We start from the raw sequence: 24,362 nt of genomic DNA on the forward strand, positions 1-24,362 counted from the left end.
GAACCTCACATCCCCGACGTGTCGATCTGGCTGTGCTGCGTGTTCGCCGACTGCGTGTTCGCCTGCTCGCTGCCGGCGAGCGACCCCGTCGCACCGCGGATCGACCCCGAGGCGGACTGCAGGTTCGTGATCAGCTTCGTCATGTACTCGCCGACGACGTCCGCGACGTCGCTGGTGGACTGCTTGAGGAACTTGGCGGCGAGCCAGGTGTCGGGCCCGTACATGGCGTTCGCCGACGTCGTCTTGACGTCGGAGGGCAGGCCGTTGCCCTGTAGCGTCTGCACGATGTGGTCGATCGTGTCGGCGACCTGGTTCATCTTGTCCGGGTCGGCGCGCAGCTGTGACGTGTTGGCCGAGGTGCCCGGCCAGCTCGGGTCCGGCCGGACGTCGAGCGTGTAGCCGGACATGCCGGACGCGTTGTTGTCGCTCGTGTCGCCGCCGAGCTCGACGCGGTGCTGGCCGTAGTCGTAGTCGGTCATCGTTGCTCCTCCGTCACGGTGCGTGGTGCCGGTGCGGACGACCGGCGGCGTCGCGACCGCTGCTCGCGCAGCGCGCTGGCGACGCCGCCGGTGCTGCCGTCGCCGGGGTCCCCGGGGGTCGACTCGCGTCCCGGGGACCGGCCGTCACGCCCAGTTGCTCTTCGCGGCGTTCTCGGCGGACTGGTAGTTCTGGTTGGCCTGGCCGACGGCCTGGCCGATGTTGTTCAGCACCTGCGACAGCGCCAGCGCGGCGTCGTCCCACTGCTTCTTGCACTGCAGGTAGGACTCCTGCGCCTGGCCGCTCCAGGTCGAGATCATCGGCTGCAGATCGCTCTCGAGCTGGTCGAGCGTCGCGGTCAGCTTCGCGTAGTTGTTGCGGATGCCCTGCTCGCCGGCGGCGAGGGACTCGAACTGGACCTTGATTTCACCCATCGTTGCTCAATCCCTTTCGTGTCGTGTCGTCGTCAGCTGTTGATCTGGCCGGCGAGGCCCGACAGCGTCTCGGTCTGGGTGGACTCCTGCGTGCCGTACGTGCGGTGCGTGGAGACGAGCGCCTCGTGCATCTGACGGAGCGCGTTGTTGATCTTGGTGGCCTGCTGCTCGAAGGCCTGGTGGACGCCGGTGAAGGCGTTCGACGCCTCGCCGCGCCAGCCGCCCATCATGGTCTCGACCTCGGTGCGCAGGTTCGAGATGTGGCCCTGGATCTGGTTGCTGGCGTCGTCGACCTTCACGGCGCCCTGCTGCATGGCTTCCTGGCTGGTCGTGTACTGACCCACGATGAGCCTCCTTCGGGTGAGTTCGTGGCGATCTCTCGGTGTGGACCGACCCTACAAACGGCTCACGGACGACGCCATCGCAACGAATGGGGAGTACTTCCCCCGGCGCCGTCGCGAGTGGGGACCGCTCCCCGTGGGCCACGGTCTACCCGGAACTAACACCGTTCTAGCGCGTCACCGGACGACGGCGCGCCGGGCGGCACCGGGGTCGAGGGCCGGGCCGGACGGGACGAGCGAGAGCAGCGCGGCCGGCAGCGCGGTCGCCCGCTTCGGGTCGTAGCCGAAGCGGCCGAGGACGTCGGAGGTCGTCGCCGCGAACTTGGTGCCGATGTCGCCCACCAGGTAGACGGTGGCGCCGTCGGTGGAGCGCACCATCGCGGCGCGTCCCGGGGGGAGCTCCACCGCGTCCGCCCGCCCCTGCCGCGAGCCGTCGGACTCGACCACCGACCGCGGCTGGTAGGACGGCAGCGAGCTCGGCGGGACCACGAACGTCGGCTGCTCGCTGCCCGCGCGGAAGACGGCGCAGACGCCGCCGTGGCCGCTCGCCGCGGGCTCCACCGACGGGATGTCGGCCGGCAGGCCGGCGAGCTGGGTGGTGACGATCGTCGACCAGTCGGCCGACGTCGGCAGGCCGAGCGCGGTGCCCGGGGACGTGCTCACCGGATCGAGCGGTGCGCCGCCCGGACCCAGCGGCAGCGTCTGCAGCAGCGCGCGCTGCACGCCGTTGACCCGGGCCACGCCGTCGGACATCACCACGTAGTAGTCGGTGTCGGAGGTCTTGAGCAGCTGGCCGACGACGGCGTCGACCCCCCGCAGACCCGCCGGTCGGCCCTGCCCGGGCAGTGCGGGCGCGCGCAGCGCCGGGCCGGGCGGCACGGCGTCGAGGAAGGCGTGCCCGACCTGCAGCGGCTGCCGGTCGGACAGCCCGAGCGAGGTCTCGGTACGGCCGCCGCCCACGGCGAGCCGACGGCCGTCGAGCAACAGGTAGCCCTGCGAGCCCGCGCCGGTGTCGACGAGCACCCCGGTGCCCGCGCCCACCGGCCGCGCCCCGGCGCCGAGGCCACGCCCGATCCGGACCGTCACCCGCACCGACACGTCGTCACCGGCCGCCGGGCGCAGCCGCGAGCACGCCGAGATCGGCGCCGACACCAGGGCGCCGGCGCCGGGCAGGCTGCTGGGCAGCCCCGGCACCCCGATCTGCGCCCCGCGGGGAGCGTCGGCGATGTCGTCGCGGCCGACCTCGACGGTGTGGGGCTTCTGCTCGCCCACCGCCAGCACGCCGGAGGTGTAGTTCACGACGGGGTGCAGCACCCCGCCGAGGTAGACGTAGGTCGCCCCGGTGTCCTGCTCGACGACGATCGCGCCGGCCTCCTTCCAGGAGTCACCGGCCTCGGGTCGGATGAAGCCGTAGAGCGTGAACCCGACGGTCACCAGGATCGCGATCATGATCCCCGAGATCGTGGTGACGGTCAGGCGCCGCATGGGCGGCTCCACCACGTTGGGCTCGCCCGACACGAGCGCCGCGAGCGCCCGCCGGTTCTGGAACCGGTAGGCGTGCAGCTGATCGCGGCGGGTCTGCACGGGCATCCTCTCGCGCGAGGGCGGACGGGCGGACGGCCGACGGCGGGGTGACGGTGCCGGCTCGTGTGTGGAGAGGATACGGTGCCACGCACCGCTCGCCGCCCGGCCCGCTCGGCCCGACCGATCGCAAGGAGGTGCCCCGTGCCCCCACCGACGAAGGCCCAGCTCGTCCTGGTGGAGCTCGCCGCGGCCGCCGTCCTCGGCGGGTACGCGATCGGCGCGGTCTGCTACGCCGTCGGCATCGGGGTCGCGGTGGTGCTGCTGCCGCTCGCGCTCGTGCCCCGGCGGCGGCGCTGGCTCTACCAGCTCGCCGCGTCGCGTTGGGGGCTCGCGCGGCGCCGCCGGGTGATCCGCTCGGCCGCGGCGGCCGGCGCCCCCGGGCTCGCCGGGCTGCTCGGCGACTACCGGGTCGAGGCCGTCGACGGCGGCCGGCGCGGCGGCACCCTCGGCGTCGTCCGTGCCGGGACGACCTGGAGCCTGCCGCTCGTGCTCGACCTCGACGACGTGGTCAACGACGACGCGGCCGTCCCCGTCGACCTGCTGGTCGGCCTGCTGCACGTGGAGGACGTGCCGCTGTCGAGCGTGCGGCTGTTCACCCTCACGACACCGGCCGGCCGCGCCGCGCACGCCCCGGCTGGCCCGGCGGCGCCCATGACCCAGCTCGCCGCCCGGTACTGCCTGCTCACCCTCGACACCCGCCGGGCCGCCGACGCCGTCGCCGCGCGCGGTGGCACCGCCGCCGCCACCGCGCAGGTGATGCGACGCTGCGCCGTCCACGCCGAGCAGGTGTTGGCGACGGCCGGGCTGCGGGTGCGCCGGCTGGACGAGAACGCGGTGGCCGCGCTCTTCGCCACCTGGCTGGGACCGACCAGCGGGTCGCCCGGACGGCGCGGGCAGCGCACCGTGGAGGCGTGGTCGGACGTCCAGGTGGCGGGCACGTGGTCGACGGTCTTCGCCGTCACCGGCCGCGGCCCGGACGTCGTCAGCCGCGCGACCCGGCTGGCCGCCGCCGCTCCCACGCCGGTCGCCGCGACCTGCCTGCTGCTGCAGCCGGCCCCTCGTGACGCGGTCGCGGCGACCATGCTGGTCCGCATCAGCGCACCCGACACCGCCCCGACCCGCGACGCGTACGCCTCGCTGGCGCTCCTCGCGCAGGCCTACGACCTCGAGCTGCAGCGCGCCGACGGCGAGCAGGCCGCGCTGCTGCGGGCCACCACCCCGATCGGCGTGGGGGAGCCGGCATGAGGAACGGCATCGTCGGCCTCGAGCTGGCACCGGGGGCGCAGGTCGACGCGCCGGCGTCCGGCGTGCGGCTGGGCGGGGGCCAGACGGGCCCGCTGTCGCTGCGGCTGTTCCGTTCCGCCGGCACGCGGGTCGCCCTGGCGGCACGGGTGCTGCCCGTCCAACTGCTCGTCGTCCGCACGACCGCGGCGGGCACGCCGGTACAGGTGGTGACGAGCCGGCCCCCGCTGTGGGAGCCGCTGCTGCGCGGCGCCGCACACGGCCGCGTCGTCCCCGACCCCGGCGGCCTGCAGGCGACGGGCGGGCCGAGCCTGCTCGTGGACGACCGGCCCGCGGTGGGACGCACCGCCGTGGAGATCCGGCCCTGGCAGTGTCGTATCGACGTCCGGACGCAGTGGACACCGGCCGAGCTGCCCGGCTTCGGCCGCTACGACATCGCCGTGTTCGGCGCCGTCCCGCCCGAGATCGCCGTCCTGGTGTCGCGCGCCTTCGCCCTGCCGCGCGGCGCCGCCGATCCGCTGAGCCGGCTGGACGCGGGATCGTTCGCGGTCCTGCGGCACGGCCACGTCGACTACGTCTCGCTCGACCCGACCGCGGCGGAGGGGCAGCTGCTCGATCAGGCCCGGGGCGCCGGAGCGGCGTCGGCGCGGCTGCTGCGCTGATCCGGCCGGCGTCCCGCGGGCGTCGAACGGTCAGGGGGTGGGTAGCCCGCGGGCGGCGCCGTACACGCCCATGACGGCCAGGGCCAGCGGGATCACCGACAGCACGAGCAGCGACTCGACGATGTCGGCCGTGCGCGACAGGGGCGGGCTGTACCGGCGGCCGGGCAGCGTCACCGCGCACCCGAACAGTGCCAGCGCGACCACCACCGCCGGCGCCACGAACGCGAGCACCCGCACGGTGCCGTGCGCGTCCGCCGTCGCGGTGACCAGCACGGCGAGCAGCGCGATCGCACCCGTCGCCAGCAGCGCGACTCGCTGCGCCCGGCCGCTGAACAGCCGCGCCCGCAGCAGCAGCACGAGGCCGAGGACGACGGCGAGGACCCGCTCGCTGACTCCCTCGTCCGCGACCAGCACGGCCGCCCCGGCGATCGCGACCGCAGTGCCGGCGACCAGGCCGGTGAGGAACTGGTCGGCCCGCACGGCCTGCGAGAGGATCTGCCCGGAGTCGACCGTCCCGGTGTCGCGGCGCAGGTCGCCGGCGTCCTGCGGGATGGACGGCAGCGGCAGCCGGGACAGCCGGAAGGACAGCATCGGCAGGAACGGCGAGATCGCCAGCGCCGCGGTCGCGACGACGGCCGCGGTCGCCGCGCCGCTCAGCGTCGTGACGGTCGCGATCGTCGTCCCGATTGCGGTCAGCAGGGCGACGGTGATCACCGCGACGAGCCCGGCGACGCCCGCGCCGATCACCGCGAGCAGCACGGTCGCGGCGAGCGCCGCCGCGCTCACGCCCACGAGCACCTGCGGCGCGCCGAAGTCGGCCAGCGCGTGATCGTCGCCCACCCCGGTGGCGCCGGCCACCGCGGCGAAGGCGACCGCGAAACCGCCGGCGGCGAGCGCGGGGACCCGCCGCCGGTAGACCCGCGCGATCGCCACCGCGGTCAGCAGCAGCAGCACCGACGTCGCCGCGGCGCCGGCGAGGGAGGGCACCCAGTCGGGGCCGATCGCCAGCAGCACGACGAGGGCGAAGACCAGCAGGGCGCCGGCCAGCGTCGCCGCGGCGCGCAGGGTGTACTCCGGCGCCCAACGCGCGGTCCGGGTCAGCACGCCCGTCGCGACGGCGTCGAGCACGTCGTCGAACGCCACCTCGGGCAGGTGGGTGGCGCGGGTGCGCAGGTGCAGGACGTCGCCGTCGCGGACGCCGCAGGCAGCGAGGCTCGTCGCCGGGTCGAGCGGGGCCTCGCCGGCGCGCTGCAGGATCCAGCCGCCCTCGGTGGCGCCGAGATCGGCGGTCTCGCGGCCGAGGCTCGACACCACGATCGTCAGCAGTTCGGCCACCGAGAGCTGCATCGGCACGGCGAGGTCGACGCGCAGGGTGGAGGAGATGATGGTCAGTCGGGTGCTGTTGGCGACCACGCTCGCAGACATCGGCCCCTCTTCGTCCTCGTGTCGTGTCGATCCGTCCGGCGGCGCGACACGGCGATCATGCCGCCCGCGTCGGCGCCGGTCGTGAGGATCGCGTACGGTCGCCCGATCCGAACACCGTAACGGAGGCAGCCGGTGGGCACTGAGCTCTTCCGCCGACCGGCCCGTCGTGCCGGGCCGGTCGAGCCCCGGGGCGAGATCGTCCTCGAGTCGCCGCCCGAGCTGCCGGAGTCGGTCAGCGGGGGCGGCGCGGGCCAGCTGCTCACCTACCTGCCGATGGTGGCCGGGGCCGGCGCGACCGGGCTGCTCGTCACCGGCTCGGGCGGCTCGCCGATCACCTACCTCGCCAGCGGCATGATGGCGCTGTCGATGGTCGGCATGGCCTTCGGGGGCATGGGACGCACGTCGGGGGAGAAGCGCCGTCGTCTCGACGGCGACCGGCGCGACTACCAGCGCTACCTCGAGCAGGTGCGTCGCCGCGTGCGCCGGGCGGCCGAGCAGCAGCGGGCGGCGTCGCTGTGGCACCACCCCGACCCGGACACGCTGTGGTCGATCGTCGTCGGCAGCCGCATGTGGGAGCGCCGCCCCGGCGACGAGGACTTCCTCGTCGTGCGCACCGCGCGCGGTCCGCAGCGCCTCGCCGTCGCGCTGGTCCCGCCGGAGACCAAGCCGATCGAGGACCTCGAGCCCATCTCGGCCTCGGCGCTGCGCCGCTTCGTGCGCACCCACGGCACGGTCGCCGACCTGCCCGCCGCGCTGGCCCTGCCCTCCTTCGGCCGGCTGGCGCTGACCGGCCCGCCGGCCGCGACGCGCGGCCTCGCCCGGGCGATGATCGCCCAGCTCGCCACGTTCCACACCCCCGACGACCTGCTGGTCGCGGTGTGCGCGGGCGCGGACACCGCGGCGCAGTGGGAGTGGCTCAAGTGGCTGCCCCACGCGCTGAGCCCGGACACCTACGACGCCGTCGGGCAGGTGCGGCTCGCCGGCGACGACCTCGTCGAGGTCGAGGGTCTGCTCGGTGACCTGCTCACCGGCCGTCCCCGCTTCGGCACCGGCGGCGCGGCCGACGGGCCGCACGTGCTGCTCGTCGTCGACGGCGGCCGGGTGCCGGGGGAGGCGCAGCTTCTCGGCAACCTGCTGCAGGGTGTCACCGTCCTCGACCTGAGCGCGAGCACCGGTCCCGACACCGGGCCCGGCATCCTGCGCCTCGACGCCGGCCGGGCCGCGAGCGCCGGCAGCCCCGGCAGCATCGGCGGCGGGGCCGCCGGGGCCGGCGAGCGGCGCGTGCTCGACATCGTCCGGCGCGACCGCACGAACGACGAGCAACGCACCTACGTCGGCGTCCCGGACACGCTCTCGGTCGTCGAGGCCGAGACGCTGGCGCGCCGGATGAGCCCGTCGCGGGTGTCGACGCAGAGCGCCGAACCGGTCGACGCGTTGGCCGCCGACCTCACGCTGCCCGAGCTGCTGCGCATCGGCGACCCGCGCACCGTCGATCCGGCGGTGACGTGGCGGCCGCGGGCGCCCCGGGACCGGCTGCGGGTCCCCATCGGCATCGGCCCCGGCGGGCAACCGGTCGATCTCGACATCAAGGAGTCGGCGCAGGGCGGCATGGGGCCGCACGGCCTGGTCATCGGCGCCACCGGTTCGGGCAAGTCCGAGCTGCTGCGCACGCTCGTGCTCGGGCTGGCGCTGACCCACTCGTCCGAGACGTTGAACTTCGTCCTCGTCGACTTCAAGGGCGGCGCGACGTTCGCGAGCCTCGACGTCCTCCCGCACACGTCGGCGATCATCACCAACCTCGAGGACGAGCTCATCCTCGTCGACCGCATGAAGGACGCCATCCAGGGCGAGATGGTGCGTCGGCAGGAGGCGCTGCGCGCGGCCGGCAACTACGCCTCGCTGCGCGACTACGAGCGGGCGCGCGAGCAGGGCGCGCCGCTGGAGCCGATGCCGTCGCTGTTCATCGTGGTCGACGAGTTCAGCGAGCTGCTCTCGGCCAAGCCCGACTTCATCGACCTCTTCGTCATGATCGGCCGTCTCGGCCGCTCGCTCGGCGTGCACCTGCTGCTCGCCTCGCAGCGTCTCGAGGAGGGCAAGCTGCGCGGGCTCGACACCCACCTCAGCTACCGCGTCGGACTGCGGACCTTCTCGGGGATGGAGAGCCGGGTCGTGCTGGGGGTGCCGGACGCCTACGAGCTGCCCAGCGCACCGGGCAACGGCTACCTCAAGGAGGCGACCGAGGGCCTGGTCCGCTTCAAGGCGGCCTACGTGTCAGGCACCTACAGCAAGACGTCGAGCGCCGGGCCGGACGTCGTGGTCGGTGGCCGGCGCCAGGTGCTGCCCTACCAGGTCGACTACGTCGCGGCGCGCGACGAGATCCGCGACGGCCGGCCCGACGAGCCGGCCGACCCGGGCGTCCACCCCGACGAGCCGGCGGGGCCGGGCGAGACCATGCTCGACATCCTCGTCGGCCGGATGCAGGGCGCCGGCGTGCCTGCGCGCAAGGTGTGGCTGCCGCCGCTGGACGTCCCGCCGACGCTCGCCGAGCTGCTGCCGCCGCTGGGCGAGACCGAGCTCGGGCTGCGCCCGGTCGACTGGGATCCCGAACCGACGCTCGCGGCACCGATCGGGCTGATCGACCGCCCCTTCGACCAGCGGCGCGACCCGCACTGGGTGAATCTCGCCAGCTCGCACTTCGTCGTGGTGGGCCGGCCGCAGAGCGGCAAGAGCACGGTGCTGCGCTCGTTGATCACCGGCTTGTCGTTGACGCACACCCCGGAGCAGGTGCAGTTCTTCTGCCTCGACTTCGGCGGCGGCACGCTGACGGGGCTCGCCGACCTGCCCCACGTCGGCTCGGTGGCGACCCGGCTCGAACCGGATCGGTTGCGCCGCACCATCGCAGAGGTCAACACCTTGCTCAATACGCGCGAGGAGCTGTTCACCGAGCACCGCATCGACTCGATGGCGTCCTACCGTCGGGCGGCGGCGCAGGGCCGCGTGCCGCGCGACGGGTTCGGCGACCTGTTCCTCGTGATCGACGGCTGGGGCACCATCCGCTCGGACTACGAGGCCATGGAGGCCGCGATCACGCAGATCGCCGGCCGCGGTCTCGGCTACGGGGTCCACGTGGTGCTGTCGATCCAGCGCTGGATGGAGCTGCGGCCGGCGCTCAAGGACCTCGTCGGCAACCGGCTCGAGCTGCGCCTCGGCGACCCGAGCGAGTCCGAGCTCGACCGTCGCGTCGCGAAGGACGTCCCCGAGAACGCGCCCGGTCGCGGGATCAGCCCGCACAAGCTGCACTTCCTCTCGGCGCTCCCGCGCATCGACTACACCGCGTCGGCCGACGACCTCGTCGACGGCGTCGCCGACACCGTCACGCGGGTGCAGGACGCGTGGGCCGGCCCCGTCGCGCCGTCGGTCCGGCTGCTGCCCGAGGTCCTGGCCGCCGACCGGTTGCCGCCGGTGACGCCGGATCGCGCGGCGGTGCCGATCGGGGTCGACGAGGACGTGCTGGCCCCGGTGTTCGTCGACTTCGACGCCGAGCCGCACTTCGCGATCATCGGTGACGTCGAGTCGGGCAAGTCCAACCTGTTGCGCCTCGTCGCCAAGGGCATCACCGAGCGCTGGACGCCGCAGGAGGCGAAGGTCATCACCTTCGACTACCGCCGCGGCATGCTCGGCGCCGTCACCACGCCGCACCAGATCGGCTACGTGATGAACTCGGTGGCCGCCCCCGAGACCGTCGGCAACATCGTCGCGGCGCTGCGCGATCGGCTCTCGGGCATCCAGGTCGACCCGTCGGCCGGCGAGGTGCCGACGTGGTCGGGGCCCAAGCTGTTCCTGCTGCTCGACGACTACGACCTCATCGCGGGCTCCACGCAGGGCAACCCGATGCACGGGCTGATCGAGTTCCTGCCGCAGGCCCGCGACATCGGCCTGCACGTGGTGCTCGCCCGGGCCGCGGGGGGCGTCGGGCAGGGCATGTTCGAGCCGTTCATGCGCAACCTGCGCGACATGGGCACCCCGGGCCTGCTGCTGTCGGGCAGCAAGGACGAGGGCGCCGTCCTCGGGTCGCAGAAGATGGAGCCGCTGCCGCCGGGGCGGGGCCGGCTCGTGCACCGCCGGCACGCGCCGGTGCTCGTGCAGACCGCGCGCCTCGGCGCCACCGCGGAGGCGGCGCCGCGCCGGTGACTGCCGGCACGGCGACGCGGCGGCACAGCGGTGCGGTGCGCGCTCAGACCTTGCGCAGCACCGAGACGACGCGGCCGAGGACGGTGGCTTCGTCGGCGGGGATGGGGGAGTAGGCCGGGTTGTGCGGCAGCAGCCAGGCGTGCCCGTCGCGACGCTGCAGCGTCTTGACCGTCGCCTCGCCGTCGATCATCGCCGCCACGATCTCGCCGTTCTCGGCGTCCTCCTGCTGCCGGACGACGACCCAGTCGCCGTCGGCGATGGCGGCGTCGACCATCGAGTCGCCGACCACCTTGAGCAGGAACAGGGTGCCGTCGCCGACGAGCGACTTGGGCAGCGGGAAGACGTCCTCGATCAGCTGCTCGGCCAGGATCGGGCCACCGGCGGCGATGCGACCCACGACCGGCACGAACACCGGGGACTCGCCGCGCGGTGCGTCCTCGGTGACGGCCACGGCCCGGCGGGCCGCCTTGCCGCGGCCGGTACCGGTGCCGCGACCGACGGCACGGCCGGGCTCGCGGACGTCGACCGCGCGGGGACGGTTGGGGTCGCGCCGCAGGAAACCCTTGCGCTCGAGCATCGCGAGCTGGTGGGCGACGCTGGAGGTCGAGGCCAGCCCGGCCGACTCGCAGATCTCGCGGATCGAGGGCGGGTAGCCGCGCTGCTCGACCGAGCTGCGGATGACGTCGAGGATGGCCTGCTGGCGGCGCGTCAGCCCGGTGACCGGGTCGGGCAGCTCGGTGACCTTGGGTCGGCCCGGACCGCGTCGCGCGGGCTCGTCGCCCGCTGGCAGCGCGGTGGTGGAAGCCTCGGCCGCGGTGTCGGCGCTGCCCGCGGTGCGTCCTCGGCCGCCCGCTCCCGTCGCGCCGGTCCCCGTCCGGCCTGCTGCCCGCTGCGCCATTGCCGCCCCTCACTCGTGGTGTCGCCTCGTGTGCCCGATCCGTCGGACCGGTGCTGCGGACGCTAGCCCGATCGCCTCCCGAACTCAAACACGTGTTCGAACGACACGCCGGTCGATCGGCGGCGACACGGACCGGGGCGCCCGTTTCGTCGATGCGATGGATTCGACGTGGAAATTGTCGGACCCCGCTGGTAGACATTCGAATAGGCGTTCTATCGAATGCCTGTTCGAACCCGATCGGGTCCGGACGTCGTGTCCTCGAGGAGCATCCGATGTCGGTCGCCACTGAACTGTTCGCGCCGCAGTACGACCCGGCCACCGAGCCCGCCACCGAGCCCGCACCGCGGCGCCGTCACCTCACGGCCGTGCCGGGTTCCGACGCAGCGGCTGCGGGGCGTCGCCGCCGCGTGGCCGCGCCGCAGCACGCCGCAGTGCACGGTGCGTCCTCGGTCGCCGTCCTGCTGCCCCCGGTGCCCGAGCGGGCGCCGGTGCGGCTCACGCATCGCGGCGTCGTCGTGCTCGCCGTGTTCACCGCGCTGGTGGGGGCCGTCCTGGTGTGGGTCGCCTCGCTCTCCGCCGCGGCCGAACCCGCCGGCGCCGGCGCCGGCGCCGACGTTCCGGCCACGGTCACCGTCGAGTCGGGCGACACGCTGTGGTCGATCGCGACCCGGGTCGCCCCCGATCGCGATCCGCGCGCCGAGGTCGCCCAGCTGCGCTCGCTCAATCACCTCGACGGTGTCGCGCTCGTGCCCGGTCAGACGCTGCACGTTCGCTGATCGACGTCCGCCGCCGCCGCGCGGGGCGGACCGCGCCGCCGTGGTCCCGGTTTCCGACGTCGCGACGAGCGGGTGAATCCGACACGCGGCGCTCGGGCCTTGCGGAACGTTGCGATCAGGCTTAGCGTTCACCCCAACATCTAGTAGTTACAACGATGTGCTTCGTCCACAAGTTGGGGTCGACGATCCACAGATCGTCGAGGTCGTCCACACGGTCGTCCCCAACTTGTCGACAGGTTCGTCCACAGCGGTCGTCCTGGCGGCCGCCCGACGAGCCTGCCCGAAGGGCATGTCACGGGTCGAACCAAAGGGGGTCTTCACGATGCGGTGCCCGTACTGCCGTCATCCCGACTCCCGGGTCGTCGACTCGCGCGAGCACGACGAGGGCCAGGTCATCCGGCGCCGCCGCGCCTGCCCCGAGTGCGGCCGGCGTTTCACCACGGTCGAGGAGGCCACGCTCGCCGTCATCAAGCGCAGTGGGGTCACCGAGCCGTTCAGCCGGACGAAGGTCATCAGCGGCGTGCGGCGCGCGTGCCAGGGCCGGCCCGTCGACGAGGACGCTCTCGCCCAGCTCGCGCAGACCGTCGAGGAGGCGATCCGCGCCACGGGCGCGGCCGAGATCGCCAGTGACGACGTGGGGCTGGCCATCCTCGGCCCGCTGCGCCAGCTCGACGAGGTCGCCTATCTGCGCTTCGCCAGCGTCTACCAGGCCTTCACCTCCGTCGAGGACTTCGAGAAGGCGATCCTCGACTTCCGTCGCGAGCACCGCGCGGAAGGGCGCGCCGATCCGCCGGCGCCCGAGCGATGAGCCGCGGTCAGCCACCGCCGCGCCACGCCCGCAGCACCACCGACACACCGCACGACCAGCCGTCAGCACCACCCACCGTCGCCATCCCCCGACACGCAGTTCTCAGGAAGGACACGCCCATGACCGAGGCCGACATCTCCCGCACCGGTGAGTCGGACGACACGACCACCGCGTCCCCGGCCGAGGCGGTGTTCCCCGCCGGCGGCCTGCGCGTCGAGCGGATCTACACCTCCGAGGGCGTCCACCCCTACGCGGAGGTGAGCTGGGAGCGGCGCGACGTCGTCATGACGAACTGGCGCGACGGGTCGGTCAACTTCGAGCAGCGCGGCGTCGAGTTCCCCGACTTCTGGTCGGTCAACGCCGCCAACATCGTCACCACCAAGTACTTCCGCGGTGCGGTCGGCACCGACGCCCGCGAGTGGTCGCTGCGCCAGCTGATCGACCGGGTCGTGCACAAGTACCGCGAGGCGGGGGAGCAGCACGCCTACTTCGCCTCGGCCGCCGACGCCGAGATCTTCGAGCACGAGCTGACCTGGATGCTGCTGCACCAGGTGTTCAGCTTCAACTCGCCGGTGTGGTTCAACGTCGGCACGACCTCGCCGCAGCAGGTCAGCGCCTGCTTCATCCTGTCCGTCGACGACACGATGGACTCGATTCTGAACTGGTACCGCGAGGAGGGGCTGATCTTCAAGGGCGGCTCCGGCGCCGGCCTCAACCTCTCGCGCATCCGCAGCTCCAAGGAGCTGCTCTCCTCCGGCGGCACCGCGTCCGGTCCGGTCAGCTTCATGCGCGGCGCCGACGCCTCGGCCGGCACGATCAAGTCCGGCGGCGCGACGCGGCGCGCGGCCAAGATGGTCGTCCTCGACATCGACCACCCCGACATCGCCGAGTTCGTCTCGACGAAGGCGCGGGAGGAGGACAAGGTCCGCGTCCTGCGCGACGCCGGCTTCGACATGGACCTCGGCGGTGCCGACATCACCTCCGTGCAGTACCAGAACGCCAACAACTCCGTGCGCGTCAGCGACGAGTTCATGCGTGCCGTCGACGAGGCCGGCGAGTTCGGCCTGCGCTCGCGCAGCACCCACGAGGTCATCGAGTCCGTCGACGCCAAGGGGCTGTTCCGCCAGGTCGCGCAGGCGGCGTGGGAGTGCGCCGACCCCGGCATCCAGTACGACGACACGATCAACGACTGGCACACCAACCCCGAGACCGGACGCATCACCGCGTCCAACCCGTGCTCGGAGTACATGAGCCTCGACAACACGTCGTGCAACCTCGCCTCGCTCAACCTGCTCAAGTTCCTCGAGGCCGACAACTCCTTCTCGGCCGAGAAGTTCGTCAAGGCCGTCGAGCTGATCATCACCGCGATGGACATCTCGATCTGCTTCGCCGACTTCCCGACCGAGTCGATCGGCGCGAACACCCGCGACTACCGCCAGCTCGGCATCGGCTACGCGAACCTGGGCGCGCTGCTCATGGCGCTCGGTCTCGCCTACGACTCCGAGGGCGGCCGCGCGCTGGCCGGCGCCATCACCTCGCTGATGACCGGTGTCGCCTACCGCCGCTCGGCCGAGCTGGCCGGTGTCGTCGGCCCGTACCAGGGCTTCGCCCGCAACGCCGCCGCGCACGCCCGCGTCATGCGCAAGCACGCCGCCGCCACCGACGGTGTCCGCACGCTGCACGACAACGATCGGGCGGTGCTCGCCGTGGCCACGAAGGAGTGGCAGCGCGGCAACAAGATCGGCGAGAAGAACGGCTGGCGCAACGCGCAGGCCTCGGTGCTGGCGCCCACCGGCACGATCGGGCTGATGATGGACTGCGACACGACCGGGGTCGAGCCCGACCTCGCGCTGGTCAAGTTCAAGAAGCTCGTCGGCGGCGGTTCGATGCAGATCGTCAACCAGACCGTGCCGCGCGCGCTGCGCGTGCTGGGTTACCAGGAGGAGCAGGTCGAGGCGATCGTCGAGTTCATCGCCGAGCACGGTCACGTCATCGACGCCCCCGGCCTGCGCACCGAGCACTACGAGGTGTTCGACTGCGCGATGGGTGCGCGGGCGATCCGCGCGATGGGGCACGTCCGGATGATGGCGGCGGTGCAGCCGTTCCTGTCCGGTGCGATCTCCAAGACCGTCAACCTGCCCGAGTCCGCGACCGTCGAGGACATCGAGGACGTCTACTTCCAGGGCTGGAAGCTCGGTCTGAAGGCGCTCGCGGTCTACCGCGACAACTGCAAGGTGGGTCAGCCGCTGTCGGCGGGCAAGGAGGCCAAGAAGAGCGAGCCGGCCACCGCGGCCGCGGAGCCGGAGAAGGTCGTCGAGTTCCGCCCGACCCGCACCCGGCTGCCGAAGTCGCGCAACTCGCGCACCACCTCGTTCACCGTCGGCGGGGCCGAGGGGTACATGACCGCCGGCACCTACGACGACAACGAGCTCGGCGAGGTCTTCCTCAAGCTCGGCAAGCAGGGCTCGACGCTGGCCGGCGTGATGGACGCCTTCTCGATCGCGATCTCCATCGCGCTGCAGTACGGCGTGCCGCTGGAGACCTACGTCCAGAAGTTCACCAACATGCGCTTCGAGCCCGCCGGCCTGACCGACGACCCGGACGTGCGGATGGCGCAGTCGATGCTCGACTACATCTTCCGCCGGCTGGCGCTGGACTACCTGCCCTTCGACGACCGGGCGGCGCTGGGCATCTACAGCGCGAGCGAGCGGACCCGCCAGCTCGAGACCGGCTCGTACGCGCCGGTCGAGGACGGCGACGACGCCCAGCTCGAGACGTACTCGCAGTCGGTGCCGGTCGAGGCCCCCGCCGGCAACGACCTCGCCGACGAGCTCGACTCCGGCGACGCCGTGGTCGACGAGACCGCCGTCAGTGCCCCGGCCCGGGTGCACAGCTCGACCGAGCTGCTCGAGACGCTCATGGGCAGCTCGGCCGACGCCCCGCTGTGCATGAACTGCGGCACCAAGATGCGTCCCGCCGGCAGCTGCTTCGTCTGCGAGGGCTGCGGCAGCACCAGCGGCTGCAGCTGAGCCGCGCGGACGGTCGCCGTCCGCAGCAGTGACCGGGCCCGGCAGGCACCACGCCTGCCGGGCCCTGCCGCGTCCGACGGACGCCAGGCGGAACTCGGCCGTTGGTCAACCCCGCCGACGTGAACACGTTGGCCGTCGACAGTGTTGATCATCACGGCGATGTCCACTATGCGAAGATCGCGCGGTTCGTTACGTTTCGCTGGTGTTGATCAAGAACCGGTCTCACGAGGCGGCCCGCGCCGGCCGCCGCCCGCGCAGGGCCCTCGCCGTCGCGAGGGCCCGATGATCACGACCCTCGACCGTTACCCGTTGCGTCCCGGGCTGCTGGTCGAGTGGATCCCCGAGCCCGTCGGGGCGGCGTACTGCGTCGAGGACGTCCGCGCACCGTCGTACCTGCAGGAGGAGCACATCCGGGCCGAGGTGCTGTTCCGCGAGCAGGGCGTGCGCGCGAGCTCGTGGCTGGCGACGGCGTTCGACCTCCCCGGTCGCGTCGAGCTGGAGGCGATGCACTCGCTGCTGTGCACCGTCCTCGCGCGTCACGAGAGCCTGCGCAGCGAGTTCCGCTTCGACGGCGTGCGGCTCGCGCGACACACCCACCCCAGCTCTCACGTGCGACTGCGCATGCACGTCGTCGGCGAGTTCGACTCCGGCGCGCGGATCGCGTCCTACCTCGAGGGCCGCTTCGACGAGGCCACCAACCCCCTCGACAACCCGCTGCCCACCGTCTTCGCCGCGATCGTCCGCCCCGAGAGCACGACGGCGCTGCTCGCCTCCGACCACAGCCGGACCGACGGGTACTCGCTCTTCCTCGTCCCGCACGAATTTGCGCAACTCCGCGCAGCTCAACAGGATGGCCGCCTGTACGAGCTCGCCGACGTCGACAGTCATGTCGACCACAGCCACGCCGAGCGCAGCCGGGCCGCTGCCATCGACGCCGATCATCGCGGCGTGCTGGTGTGGAAGCGGTTCCTCGACGCGTGCGGGGGAGCGCTGCCGGAGTTCCCGGTCGACCGCGGCGTCGCCGACGGTGAGGTTCCGGAGTGGGCGGGTCTGCACGAGACCGTGCTGAGCGAGGACGACGCCGAGGCGTTCGGCGTCGCGTGCAAGGAGGCGGGTGTCCAGTTCCTGAGCGGGCTCGTCGCCGCGACCGCGACCGCCGCCCGCGAGATCGGGGGCAGCCGCGAGTTCCACACGACCGTGCCGGTCCACACCCGCTCCGCACGCGGCGCGGAGGGGTCGCTCGGCTGGTACGTCAACTCGCTGCCGATCAGCGTCCGCACCGCCGACGCCGTCGACTTCCGCACGGTCGCCACGGCGACCCACGGTGCGCTGCGCACCGCGCTGCCGGCGCTGAAGGTGCCCTGCTCGCGGGCATGGGAGCTGACGGGCACGTTCCCGCTGCTGCGCACCATGATCTCGTTCATGGACCTGCGGAACACGCCCGGTAGCGAGCACTGGGCGGAGTGGAACGTCTCCGGCCTCGGCAAGCCGCCGCCGGGCGACCACGTCTTCCTCTGGTTCATCCGCACCCGGCACGGCACCTCGCTCACCGCGGTCTTCCCCGACACCGTGGCCGGCAACGAGATCATCCCGCGCATCGCCGCGCGGATCGGCGAGGTCCTGACCACGGTCGCCGCGACCGGCAACCGGTCACCGCTGCCGGTGCCCGCCTGACCCGGCGGTGACGGCAGCGGCGCGATGATGGCGCGATGAGACTGGCCGCCGCGCAAGCCCGAGCCCGGCTCGCCGCGCACGCGCACGGCGTGCTGTGCACGCTGCACCCGCAACGCGGTCCCGACCCGCAGCCGGTCGTCTACGCGGTGAGCAGCGACGGCCACGTCGGCGTCCCCGTCGACCGCGTCAAGCCCAAGACCTCGTCGCGCCTGCAACGCGAGGCCAACCTGGCCGCCGACCCGCGCGGCACCCTGCTGATCGAGCACTGGGAGCTCGCGGACTGGTCGCGGCTGTGGTGGGTACGGGCAGACCTGCGGCACGTGCCCGACCCGCCGTCGCCGCTGACCGACGAGCTCGCCGACCGGCTCGCCGACCGGTTCGCGCAGTACGCGCAGAAGCCGTTCCACCGGATCCTGGTGTGCCGCGTCGAGGCCGTGACGGGATGGTCCGCCGCCTCCACGTGACGGACAGGTGCCGACCGGTCGGTGGTCCGACCGCGCGACCGGCAAGCCCTGTCGCGCACGAGTTTCGATCAGTTCCGGTCATTTCGTTGACAGTTTCGTTCAGTTGCGCCTGAATGTGGACGCTGCACCGCGTCGAACCCGGATGTCGGTGACCCGCCGCGACAGGAGCACCCATGACCGCCCCCTCCGCGTACCGCCGGTGCGTGCTGGCCGCCGTTGCGGCCCTCGTCCTGCTCGCGGGCCTGCTCCCGCCGGCCGCTCCGGCGTCGGCGCACGCCGGGCGCGGGCACGTCCCCGGCGGCCGCGCGACCGCCGCGATCCACCCGGTCGTGGACGCGAACTTCCCCGACCCCGACGTCCTGCAGGTCGGCCGCACCTACCACGCGTACGCGACCAACTCCGGCGGCCAGAACATCCAGCACCGGACGTCCACCGACCTCGTGCACTGGACGAAGCGCGCCGACGCGCTGCCGACGCTCGGCGACTGGGTGGGCGACTGCACCTTCACGCCGGGCGGAGCCACCGACCACTGCGTGTGGGCGCCGGAGGTGTCGGCGGTGCGCGGTGGCTACGTCATGTACTACACGGCCCGTGACGAGCTCGCGCCCCGCCAGTGCATCGGCGCGGCGTTCTCGACCTCGCCGAACGGCCCCTTCGCACCGATCGGCAGCCAGCCGCTGGTCTGCCCCGACGGCCAGCGCGGCACCACCGATCTCGGCGGCGCGATCGACGCGTCGACCTATCGCGAGCACGGCCAGCTCTACCTGCTGTGGAAGACCGACGGCAACTGCTGCTCGCAGCCCGCACGCATCTTCGTGCAGCCGCTGACCGCCGACGGTCGCACGCTCACCGGCACGGCGACCGAGCTGATCCACAACGACCGGCGCTTCGAGGGCGCCGTCGTCGAGGCACCCGACCTGGTGAAGCACCACGGCACCTACTACCTCTTCTACTCGGCCAACGACTTCGGCGGCGGCAACTACCGCACCGGGTACGCCACCGCGAACAGCCTTACCGGGCCGTACACCACGTCGCGCACCGAGCTGATGACCACCGACCAGTTCCACGGCGGCGTCGTCGGCCCCGGCGGCGAGGACGTCGTCACGACGCCGAGCGGCGGTACCGCGGTGCTGTTCCACGGCTGGGACCCGACCTACAGCTACCGGGCGCTGTACGTCAGCGCGCTGGACTGGTCCGCGCCGGGGCTGCCGGCGGGGCAGCCGCACGTGGTCGCGGCCGACCGCCGCTACCAGGCCGAGGACGGCACGGTCGGCGGCGGCCGCGTCGTCGCCGACGACACCGCGTCCGGCGAGGCCAAGGTCGGTGGGCTCGACGACGTCGGCAGCGCGGTGAGTCTGCGCGTGTACGCCGAGCGCAGCGGCCGGACGAACCTCGGCATCCGCTACGACAACGGGTCTCGCGACGACGCCGGCACCGGCGTGCCCGCCACCGACACGGTGACGGTGAACGGCCGCCGGGCCGGCGTGCTGACGCTGCCCAACACCGCGTGGGGGAACTGGCAGACGGTCTCCTATCCGGTGCGCCTCGCCCGCGGCTGGAACACCGTCACGCTCGCCAAGCGGACCTGGTACGCCGAGATCGACGCGGTGGACGTCCAGCAGGGGCGTCCGCTCGCCACCCCGGCGCCGGTGCCGACCGGCCCGGCCACCCGGTACGAGGCCGAGAGCGGCGTCGTGACGCACGCCCGCGTCGTCGACGACGCGCTCGCCTCCGGCGGGGCGAAGGTGGGTGGCCTCGACCTCGCCGACAGCTCGGTGACGCTGACCGTGTCGGTCGCGAGGGCGGGCTCGCACGTCCTCGGGATCCGGTATGGCAACGGCTCGCTCGACAACAGCGGCTACCCGGTCGCCGCCACCGACGCCGTGACGGTGAACGGCCGCCGAGCGGGCACGATCACCTTCCGCAACACCACGTGGGACAACTGGCAGGTGACGCCGTACCGCGTCCGGCTCCACCGGGGCAGCAACACGATCACGTTCACGAAGTCGACGTTCTACACCGAGCTCGACGCCGTCGACGTGTACTGACCCGCGTCGTCGGCGAGCCCGCGCAGGGCGCGGCCGACGGCGGTGGGATCGGCCCCGCCGCGGACGAGGTCGACGAGCTGTCCACCGGCGGGGCCGAACCGGGCGGTGAGCAGCCGGCGTGCCTTGGCGTCGACGGCACCCGGTGGCGGGAGCCGGTCGCCGTCCCACGCGGGCCGGCCGACGACGGCGGTGCGTGCGGAGCCGTCGGCCAGCGTGACGGTCACCCGGGCCGGCCGCCCGGCCGGGTAGCCGTCGTCGAGCGCCGGGTCGTGCCGGACCCGCACCCGCGCCGCCAGCGCGCGCACCGTGGCCGAACGCACCGTGGCGTCGGTCGTGACGGTCTCGTCCAGGCGGCCGGTGACGAGGGCGATCGCCACGCTCGTCGGGATGCTGAAGCGGGCGGCGAGCTCGGTGTCGGCGATCGCGTCGAACCCCGCGGCGCCGGCGAAGACGGCCACCTCGACCGCGACCACCCGATCGTGCGGAACGCCGCCGTCGGCGAGCAGCACGGCCACCGCGTCGTTCACACCGTGCAGGTGGGCGCAGGTCGGATGCCGTTTGAGGTAGCCGGCGAGGATCTCCCACGTACCCCAGTCGGCCCCTGCCGGCGTCGCCGCGGCGGCACGCGGCGACGCGACCGCGAGCAGGTGCCGCTCGATCGTGCCGGGTTCGGCGACGAGCCCGGCGACGGCAGCCTGGCCGAGCGTGAGCCCGTGCTGGATCGACGCGCCGAGGAACGCGTGCGAGCCGGTCCGGCCGGCGAAGACGGTGCCGGCGTCGGTGAGCAGCACCGCCGACGCGCTGAGCTCGATCGCGCGCCGCATCGCCGCGCCGTCACCCGGCGCGAGCAGCCGGGCGACGGTGGCCGACACCGCCACCTGCCCCCACGTGCCGATGTCGTGGACGCCGGTCGGCGTGCCGCCCATGGCGCGCCCCACCCGCACGCCCACCTCGTAGCCGGCGAGCGCGGCGGCCGCGACCTCGGCCAGCGGGACGTCCAGGGTCTCGCCGAGGGCCAGCGCGGCGGGGACGGTGTGGGCGCCGGGATGCCCGCGGGCGAGGCGGTGGCCGTCCTGCAGCTGGTCGGCGACGACGGCGCAGCCGTTGAGGAAGGCGGCGGCGGCCGCGGGCCAGCCCCGCGCGGCGCCGACGGCGGTCGCGCCGCCGTCACGGGCGGGCGCCCCCGCGGTGACGGCGAACGTGCGCTGCAGCGCCCGCACCTCCGGACGGCCGCTGCCGAGGGCGGCCGCGCCGATGGTGTCCACCAGCACGTCGACGGTGCGGTCGGCGACCTCGCCGGGAACATCGTCGAGATCGACCGAGGCCGCGGCGTGCGCGAGGTCGGTGAGGGTCACGCCGACGCCGTCCACAGCCGTTCCCGCACATGCCGACCGATGCGGGCGAGCAGGTCGCCGGGCGCCGGGTCGGCATGCAGCCACTCCGCGAGCTCCTCGGTCACCCGGCCCGGCAGCACGTCGCCGACGTTGGCGCGGAGCTTGGCGGCGACCTCGTCGTCGGGCAGCGGATCCGCCGGGTTGCCGCGGGCGTTGCGCACCGCGGCCGTGGCGGTGGTCCCGTCGGCGAACCGGACGCGGACCGAGGTCGGCCGCTCGTGGGGGAGTGCAGCGGTAAAGGCGGGTTCCTCGGTCACCGTCGTCCGGGCGGCGAGCGCGGCGACGTCGTCGCGGACGAGTCGGTCGGGCAGAAACTCCGGGGCGGCGAGCCGACCGTCCGTCACGTACGTCGCCAGGCTGAACGGCAGCGAGAACCGGGCGGCCATGTCACTGGCCGGTCGGACGCCGCTCAACGACGCCGCGAAGGCAAAGGTCCGGACGTCGATCGAGTCGACGGCGCCCCGCCGCTCGGCCAGGGCCAGGCGCAGCGCATCGAGCGCGGGATGGATCCAGCGCGCACACGCATAGGGCTTGAGGTAGCTGTCGCGCAGCCGCCATGGTTGGGTGGTTCCCATCAGCACGTCGGCGTCCAGCTCGTCGCAGACCGCGCCGTCGAAGAGTTCGAGCAGAACTGCGCAATCTGTTTGGTCGTCGCCGTCCATCGCAGCATCGGCGCCGACCGACGCGCCGTGGTAGGCACCGAGGCCGGTCCACAGGTTACGGACGGTCCCGCCCGCCATCGGCACCTCGAGGAGCGCGGCGAGCGGGAGCGCCGCGCCACGGGCGAACGCGCGGGCGAGGGTGGCGGCGTCGCCCCCGCGCAGGGCCGCCTCGGCGACGGCGGCCCCGGCCGGGCCGTGGATGCCGTGCGGGTGGATCCCGGGGCGCAGGCTGCTGCCCGCGCCGAGCCGCAGCCCGAGCTCGGTGCCCGCGGCGAACGCCCGTAGCAGGGTGACGTCGTCGTGCCGGCCGGCGTGACGGAGCAGCACCGGCAGCACGTGGGGCGCGGGATGGGCCGTCGGGACCGGGGGCAGCCGGTCACCGCGCGGATGGAACGAGCCGCCGGAGTCGGCGTCGAGCCAGGTCGCGGCCGTGCCCAGCGTGACGGTCTCGCCGAAGCGCCCTGGGCCCAGGTCGCGGCCGAGTGCGTGCACCGCCGGGTAGTGCAGGCCGCCGAGCGCCGCTCCCACCGTGTCGACGAACAGTCGCCGGACGTCGCGCCCGACGGACTCGTCGACCCAGCCGTGCGTGGCGACGTCGTGGGCCACCCGACCGAGTGCGGGCAGGTCGACGGCGGTCATCGGGATCCGGCCGTGACGCCGGTCGTGCCGGCACGGACCGCGGCGACGGTGTCGGCGAGCCGCCCGCGCAGGCCGCCGGTCGCCCCGGCGAGGACGATGCCGTCGACCCCGCCGGCCCGGCACAGCTCCCGGACGCGGGCGGCCACGTCCTCGGCCGGGCCGAGCGCGAAGAAGCGGTCGCGGACGAAGCCGGCGGCCGGGCCCTCGGCCGGTGTCGCGTCCCCCCGCCCGTGGGTCGCGTAGTCGTGGGCGGCGGCGAGTGCCGCCACGTCGTCACGGAGCGGATCGGGCACGCGGTACCAGTCCGGGGCGGCCGCCAGCCGGTGCGCGCAGGAGCCGAGCAGGGGCGCCGCCGCTACCGGTGCGTCGGCCGTGACGGCGGCCCGCAGGAACAGCCAGCACGGCACCGCCGGGGTCGCGGTCCGGGCCGTCGCCGCGGCCGCGGCCACGACCTCGGGGTCGGCCCCGACGTCGAGGAGGACGCCGCGGGCACCGCGCGCGGTGCCCGCGATCGTCCGCGGTCCGGACGCCGCTCCGAGCAGCGTGATCGGCAGCTCCGCGGTGCGTTCGGCGACGGCGGCGAGCGCGGCGAGGTGGGCAGCGAGTCGCGGCGGCGCCAATCCCTCGTTGCGCACGGCGCTCTCGCCCCGGGCCAGTACGGCGAACACGCGGCCGCCGTGCCGGTCGGCGAGCGTGCGCAGGGCGACCCCGACGGTCGCGGGGTGCCGTAGCCCGGTGCCGAGCACGCAGGGGCCGGCGAGGGCGACGTCGGTGTCGACGAGCAGCCGCTCGGTCGCGAGCAGCGGATCGGGGAACAGCCTCGGGCTGTCGGGCAGGCCGACGCCGTCGGCGCCGGCGTCGCGGGCGAGCGCGATCTCGGCGCCGGTGACGTCCGGCCAGGCGGCGTTGACGACGAGACGGGGGCGCGTCACGCGATGCCCGCCACCAGCTCGTCGACGTCGGCGACGGGCCGCGGGTCGCGCGGCGGCGCCCCGGTGACGACGGCGACCGTGCGCCGCACGGCGTCGGGCATGCCGGTGACGCCCGCCCGGACGCAGCGTGTCGCCAGCCACCCGGCCGCGGCGGGGTGTCCGGCTCGCAGGGCGGCGACGCGCGGCGCCGGCCGACCGGGCACGCCCGTGTCGAGCAGCATCAGGCTCGCGGCGACGTCGAGGAGACCGGCGAACCGATCGTCGCCGGGCCCCGGGCGGGGGGCGCCGCCGACCCACGCCGCGACGACCGCGCAGCCGAGCACGGCGGGATCGGGCCGGGCGGGGCCGGCCGGGACGGTCGCGGCCACCGCGGTGGCCACCGCTTCGCCCGCGGCCAGCGCCCGGCCGGCCGTCACCGCGTCGGTGCCCGGCGCGGCCGTGAGCAGTGCCGTCACGACGAACGGGTCGGCGGGGTGCCGCGCCCCGCTCCACAGCAGCGCCTCGTACCGGTCGGCGTGGCGACCGGTGCCGACGAGCGGGGTGTCGCCGTCCGGCGCCCCCAGCTCGTCGGCCCATCGCGCCAGCACCGGCGGCAGCGGCGTCCGCACCGTGGCGCGCAGCCGGTCGTACGCCGCGGCGAGCAACGCCCGCGCCGCCGTCTCCGGGAGCACGCCGGCGTCCC

General features: G+C 74.0%; 19 protein-coding genes. 9 read left to right on the forward strand and 10 right to left on the reverse strand.

Translation table 11 applies throughout. The annotated features are described in order from the left end of the window. Positions 1 to 5: 5 nt before the first annotated feature. From BUE29_RS12750 to eccB, 4 genes are all read right to left on the reverse strand, one after another. Positions 6 to 479: a hypothetical protein gene (locus tag BUE29_RS12750; RefSeq protein WP_073390698.1), complete on the reverse strand. Its 474-nt coding sequence runs from the start codon at positions 477 to 479 to the stop codon at positions 6 to 8. A gap of 144 nt (positions 480 to 623) precedes the next feature. Next, entirely contained in the window at positions 624 to 911 is a 288-nt protein-coding gene (locus tag BUE29_RS12755; protein ID WP_073390699.1) for a WXG100 family type VII secretion target, read from the reverse strand. Between the two features lie 32 nt (positions 912 to 943). Further along, positions 944 to 1,255, reverse strand: a complete 312-nt coding sequence (locus BUE29_RS12760) for a WXG100 family type VII secretion target (RefSeq protein WP_143168160.1) — start codon at positions 1,253 to 1,255, stop codon at positions 944 to 946. Positions 1,256 to 1,429: 174 nt separating this feature from the next. Further along, on the reverse strand, positions 1,430 to 2,842 hold the full coding sequence (gene eccB, locus BUE29_RS12765; RefSeq protein ID WP_073390701.1) for a type VII secretion protein EccB: 1,413 nt from the start codon (positions 2,840 to 2,842) through the stop codon (positions 1,430 to 1,432). Positions 2,843 to 2,977: 135 nt separating this feature from the next. Here eccB and BUE29_RS12770 point away from each other — a divergent pair, with 135 nt between their 5' ends. Further along, a complete protein-coding gene (locus tag BUE29_RS12770; RefSeq protein WP_143168161.1) occupies positions 2,978 to 4,081 on the forward strand; it encodes a type VII secretion protein EccE in 1,104 nt (367 codons plus the stop codon). After that, positions 4,078 to 4,740 carry a hypothetical protein gene (locus tag BUE29_RS12775; protein WP_073390703.1) on the forward strand — a complete coding sequence of 221 codons (663 nt, stop codon included), beginning with the start codon at positions 4,078 to 4,080 and terminating at the stop codon, positions 4,738 to 4,740. The genes BUE29_RS12770 and BUE29_RS12775 overlap by 4 nt, the downstream gene beginning before the upstream one ends. Positions 4,741 to 4,770: 30 nt before the next feature. Here BUE29_RS12775 and eccD read toward each other — a convergent pair whose 3' ends face one another. Continuing rightward, positions 4,771 to 6,165 carry a type VII secretion integral membrane protein EccD gene (gene eccD / locus BUE29_RS12780; RefSeq protein ID WP_084181004.1) on the reverse strand — a complete coding sequence of 465 codons (1,395 nt, stop codon included), beginning with the start codon at positions 6,163 to 6,165 and terminating at the stop codon, positions 4,771 to 4,773. Positions 6,166 to 6,297: 132 nt separating this feature from the next. On the opposite strand from eccD, the gene eccCa reads away from it, so the two are divergent. Next, the gene (gene eccCa, locus BUE29_RS12785; protein ID WP_073390705.1) at positions 6,298 to 10,356 is read left to right on the forward strand and encodes a type VII secretion protein EccCa; all 4,059 of its coding nucleotides are present in this window, start codon (positions 6,298 to 6,300) and stop codon (positions 10,354 to 10,356) included. A gap of 43 nt (positions 10,357 to 10,399) precedes the next feature. On the opposite strand, the gene lexA is transcribed toward eccCa, so the two are convergent. After that, on the reverse strand, positions 10,400 to 11,254 hold the full coding sequence (gene lexA / locus BUE29_RS12790) for a transcriptional repressor LexA (protein WP_084181005.1): 855 nt from the start codon (positions 11,252 to 11,254) through the stop codon (positions 10,400 to 10,402). Between the two features lie 272 nt (positions 11,255 to 11,526). On the opposite strand from lexA, the gene BUE29_RS12795 reads away from it, so the two are divergent. The 6 genes from BUE29_RS12795 to BUE29_RS12820 all read left to right on the forward strand — a co-directional run bounded on the left by BUE29_RS12795 (position 11,527) and on the right by BUE29_RS12820 (position 20,053). Further along, entirely contained in the window at positions 11,527 to 12,030 is a 504-nt protein-coding gene (locus BUE29_RS12795) for a LysM peptidoglycan-binding domain-containing protein (protein ID WP_084181006.1), read from the forward strand. A 322-nt stretch (positions 12,031 to 12,352) separates the two neighbouring features. Further along, entirely contained in the window at positions 12,353 to 12,838 is a 486-nt protein-coding gene (nrdR, locus tag BUE29_RS12800) for a transcriptional regulator NrdR (RefSeq protein ID WP_073391141.1), read from the forward strand. Positions 12,839 to 12,957: 119 nt separating this feature from the next. Continuing rightward, positions 12,958 to 15,867, forward strand: a complete 2,910-nt coding sequence (locus tag BUE29_RS12805; protein WP_084181007.1) for a vitamin B12-dependent ribonucleotide reductase — start codon at positions 12,958 to 12,960, stop codon at positions 15,865 to 15,867. Between the two features lie 282 nt (positions 15,868 to 16,149). Then, on the forward strand, positions 16,150 to 17,541 hold the full coding sequence (locus tag BUE29_RS12810) for a condensation domain-containing protein (RefSeq protein ID WP_073390706.1): 1,392 nt from the start codon (positions 16,150 to 16,152) through the stop codon (positions 17,539 to 17,541). 35 nt (positions 17,542 to 17,576) lie between these two features. Next, positions 17,577 to 18,005, forward strand: coding sequence for a PNPOx family protein (locus BUE29_RS12815; protein ID WP_073390707.1), 429 nt, complete (start codon positions 17,577 to 17,579; stop codon positions 18,003 to 18,005). A gap of 173 nt (positions 18,006 to 18,178) precedes the next feature. After that, the gene (locus BUE29_RS12820; RefSeq protein ID WP_073390708.1) at positions 18,179 to 20,053 is read left to right on the forward strand and encodes a family 43 glycosylhydrolase; all 1,875 of its coding nucleotides are present in this window, start codon (positions 18,179 to 18,181) and stop codon (positions 20,051 to 20,053) included. On the opposite strand, the gene BUE29_RS12825 is transcribed toward BUE29_RS12820, so the two are convergent. Genes BUE29_RS12825 through BUE29_RS12840 form a run of 4 tightly spaced genes read right to left on the reverse strand, consistent with a single transcriptional unit; the run spans position 20,020 to position 24,351 of the window. Further along, complete coding sequence (locus tag BUE29_RS12825; RefSeq protein WP_159440872.1) at positions 20,020 to 21,408, reverse strand: MmgE/PrpD family protein; 1,389 nt, start codon at positions 21,406 to 21,408, stop codon at positions 20,020 to 20,022. The genes BUE29_RS12820 and BUE29_RS12825 overlap by 34 nt on opposite strands. Next, positions 21,405 to 22,748 carry an MmgE/PrpD family protein gene (locus tag BUE29_RS12830; RefSeq protein ID WP_073390710.1) on the reverse strand — a complete coding sequence of 448 codons (1,344 nt, stop codon included), beginning with the start codon at positions 22,746 to 22,748 and terminating at the stop codon, positions 21,405 to 21,407. Before BUE29_RS12830 ends, BUE29_RS12825 begins: the two co-directional genes overlap by 4 nt. Beyond that, entirely contained in the window at positions 22,745 to 23,680 is a 936-nt protein-coding gene (locus BUE29_RS12835; protein WP_073390711.1) for a hypothetical protein, read from the reverse strand. Before BUE29_RS12835 ends, BUE29_RS12830 begins: the two co-directional genes overlap by 4 nt. Continuing rightward, a complete protein-coding gene (locus tag BUE29_RS12840) occupies positions 23,677 to 24,351 on the reverse strand; it encodes a hypothetical protein (protein WP_143168163.1) in 675 nt (224 codons plus the stop codon). Before BUE29_RS12840 ends, BUE29_RS12835 begins: the two co-directional genes overlap by 4 nt. Positions 24,352 to 24,362 lie beyond the last annotated feature (11 nt).

This window comes from Jatrophihabitans endophyticus, assembly GCF_900129455.1.
GTDB classification, from domain to species: Bacteria; Actinomycetota; Actinomycetes; order Mycobacteriales; family Jatrophihabitantaceae; genus Jatrophihabitans; species Jatrophihabitans endophyticus.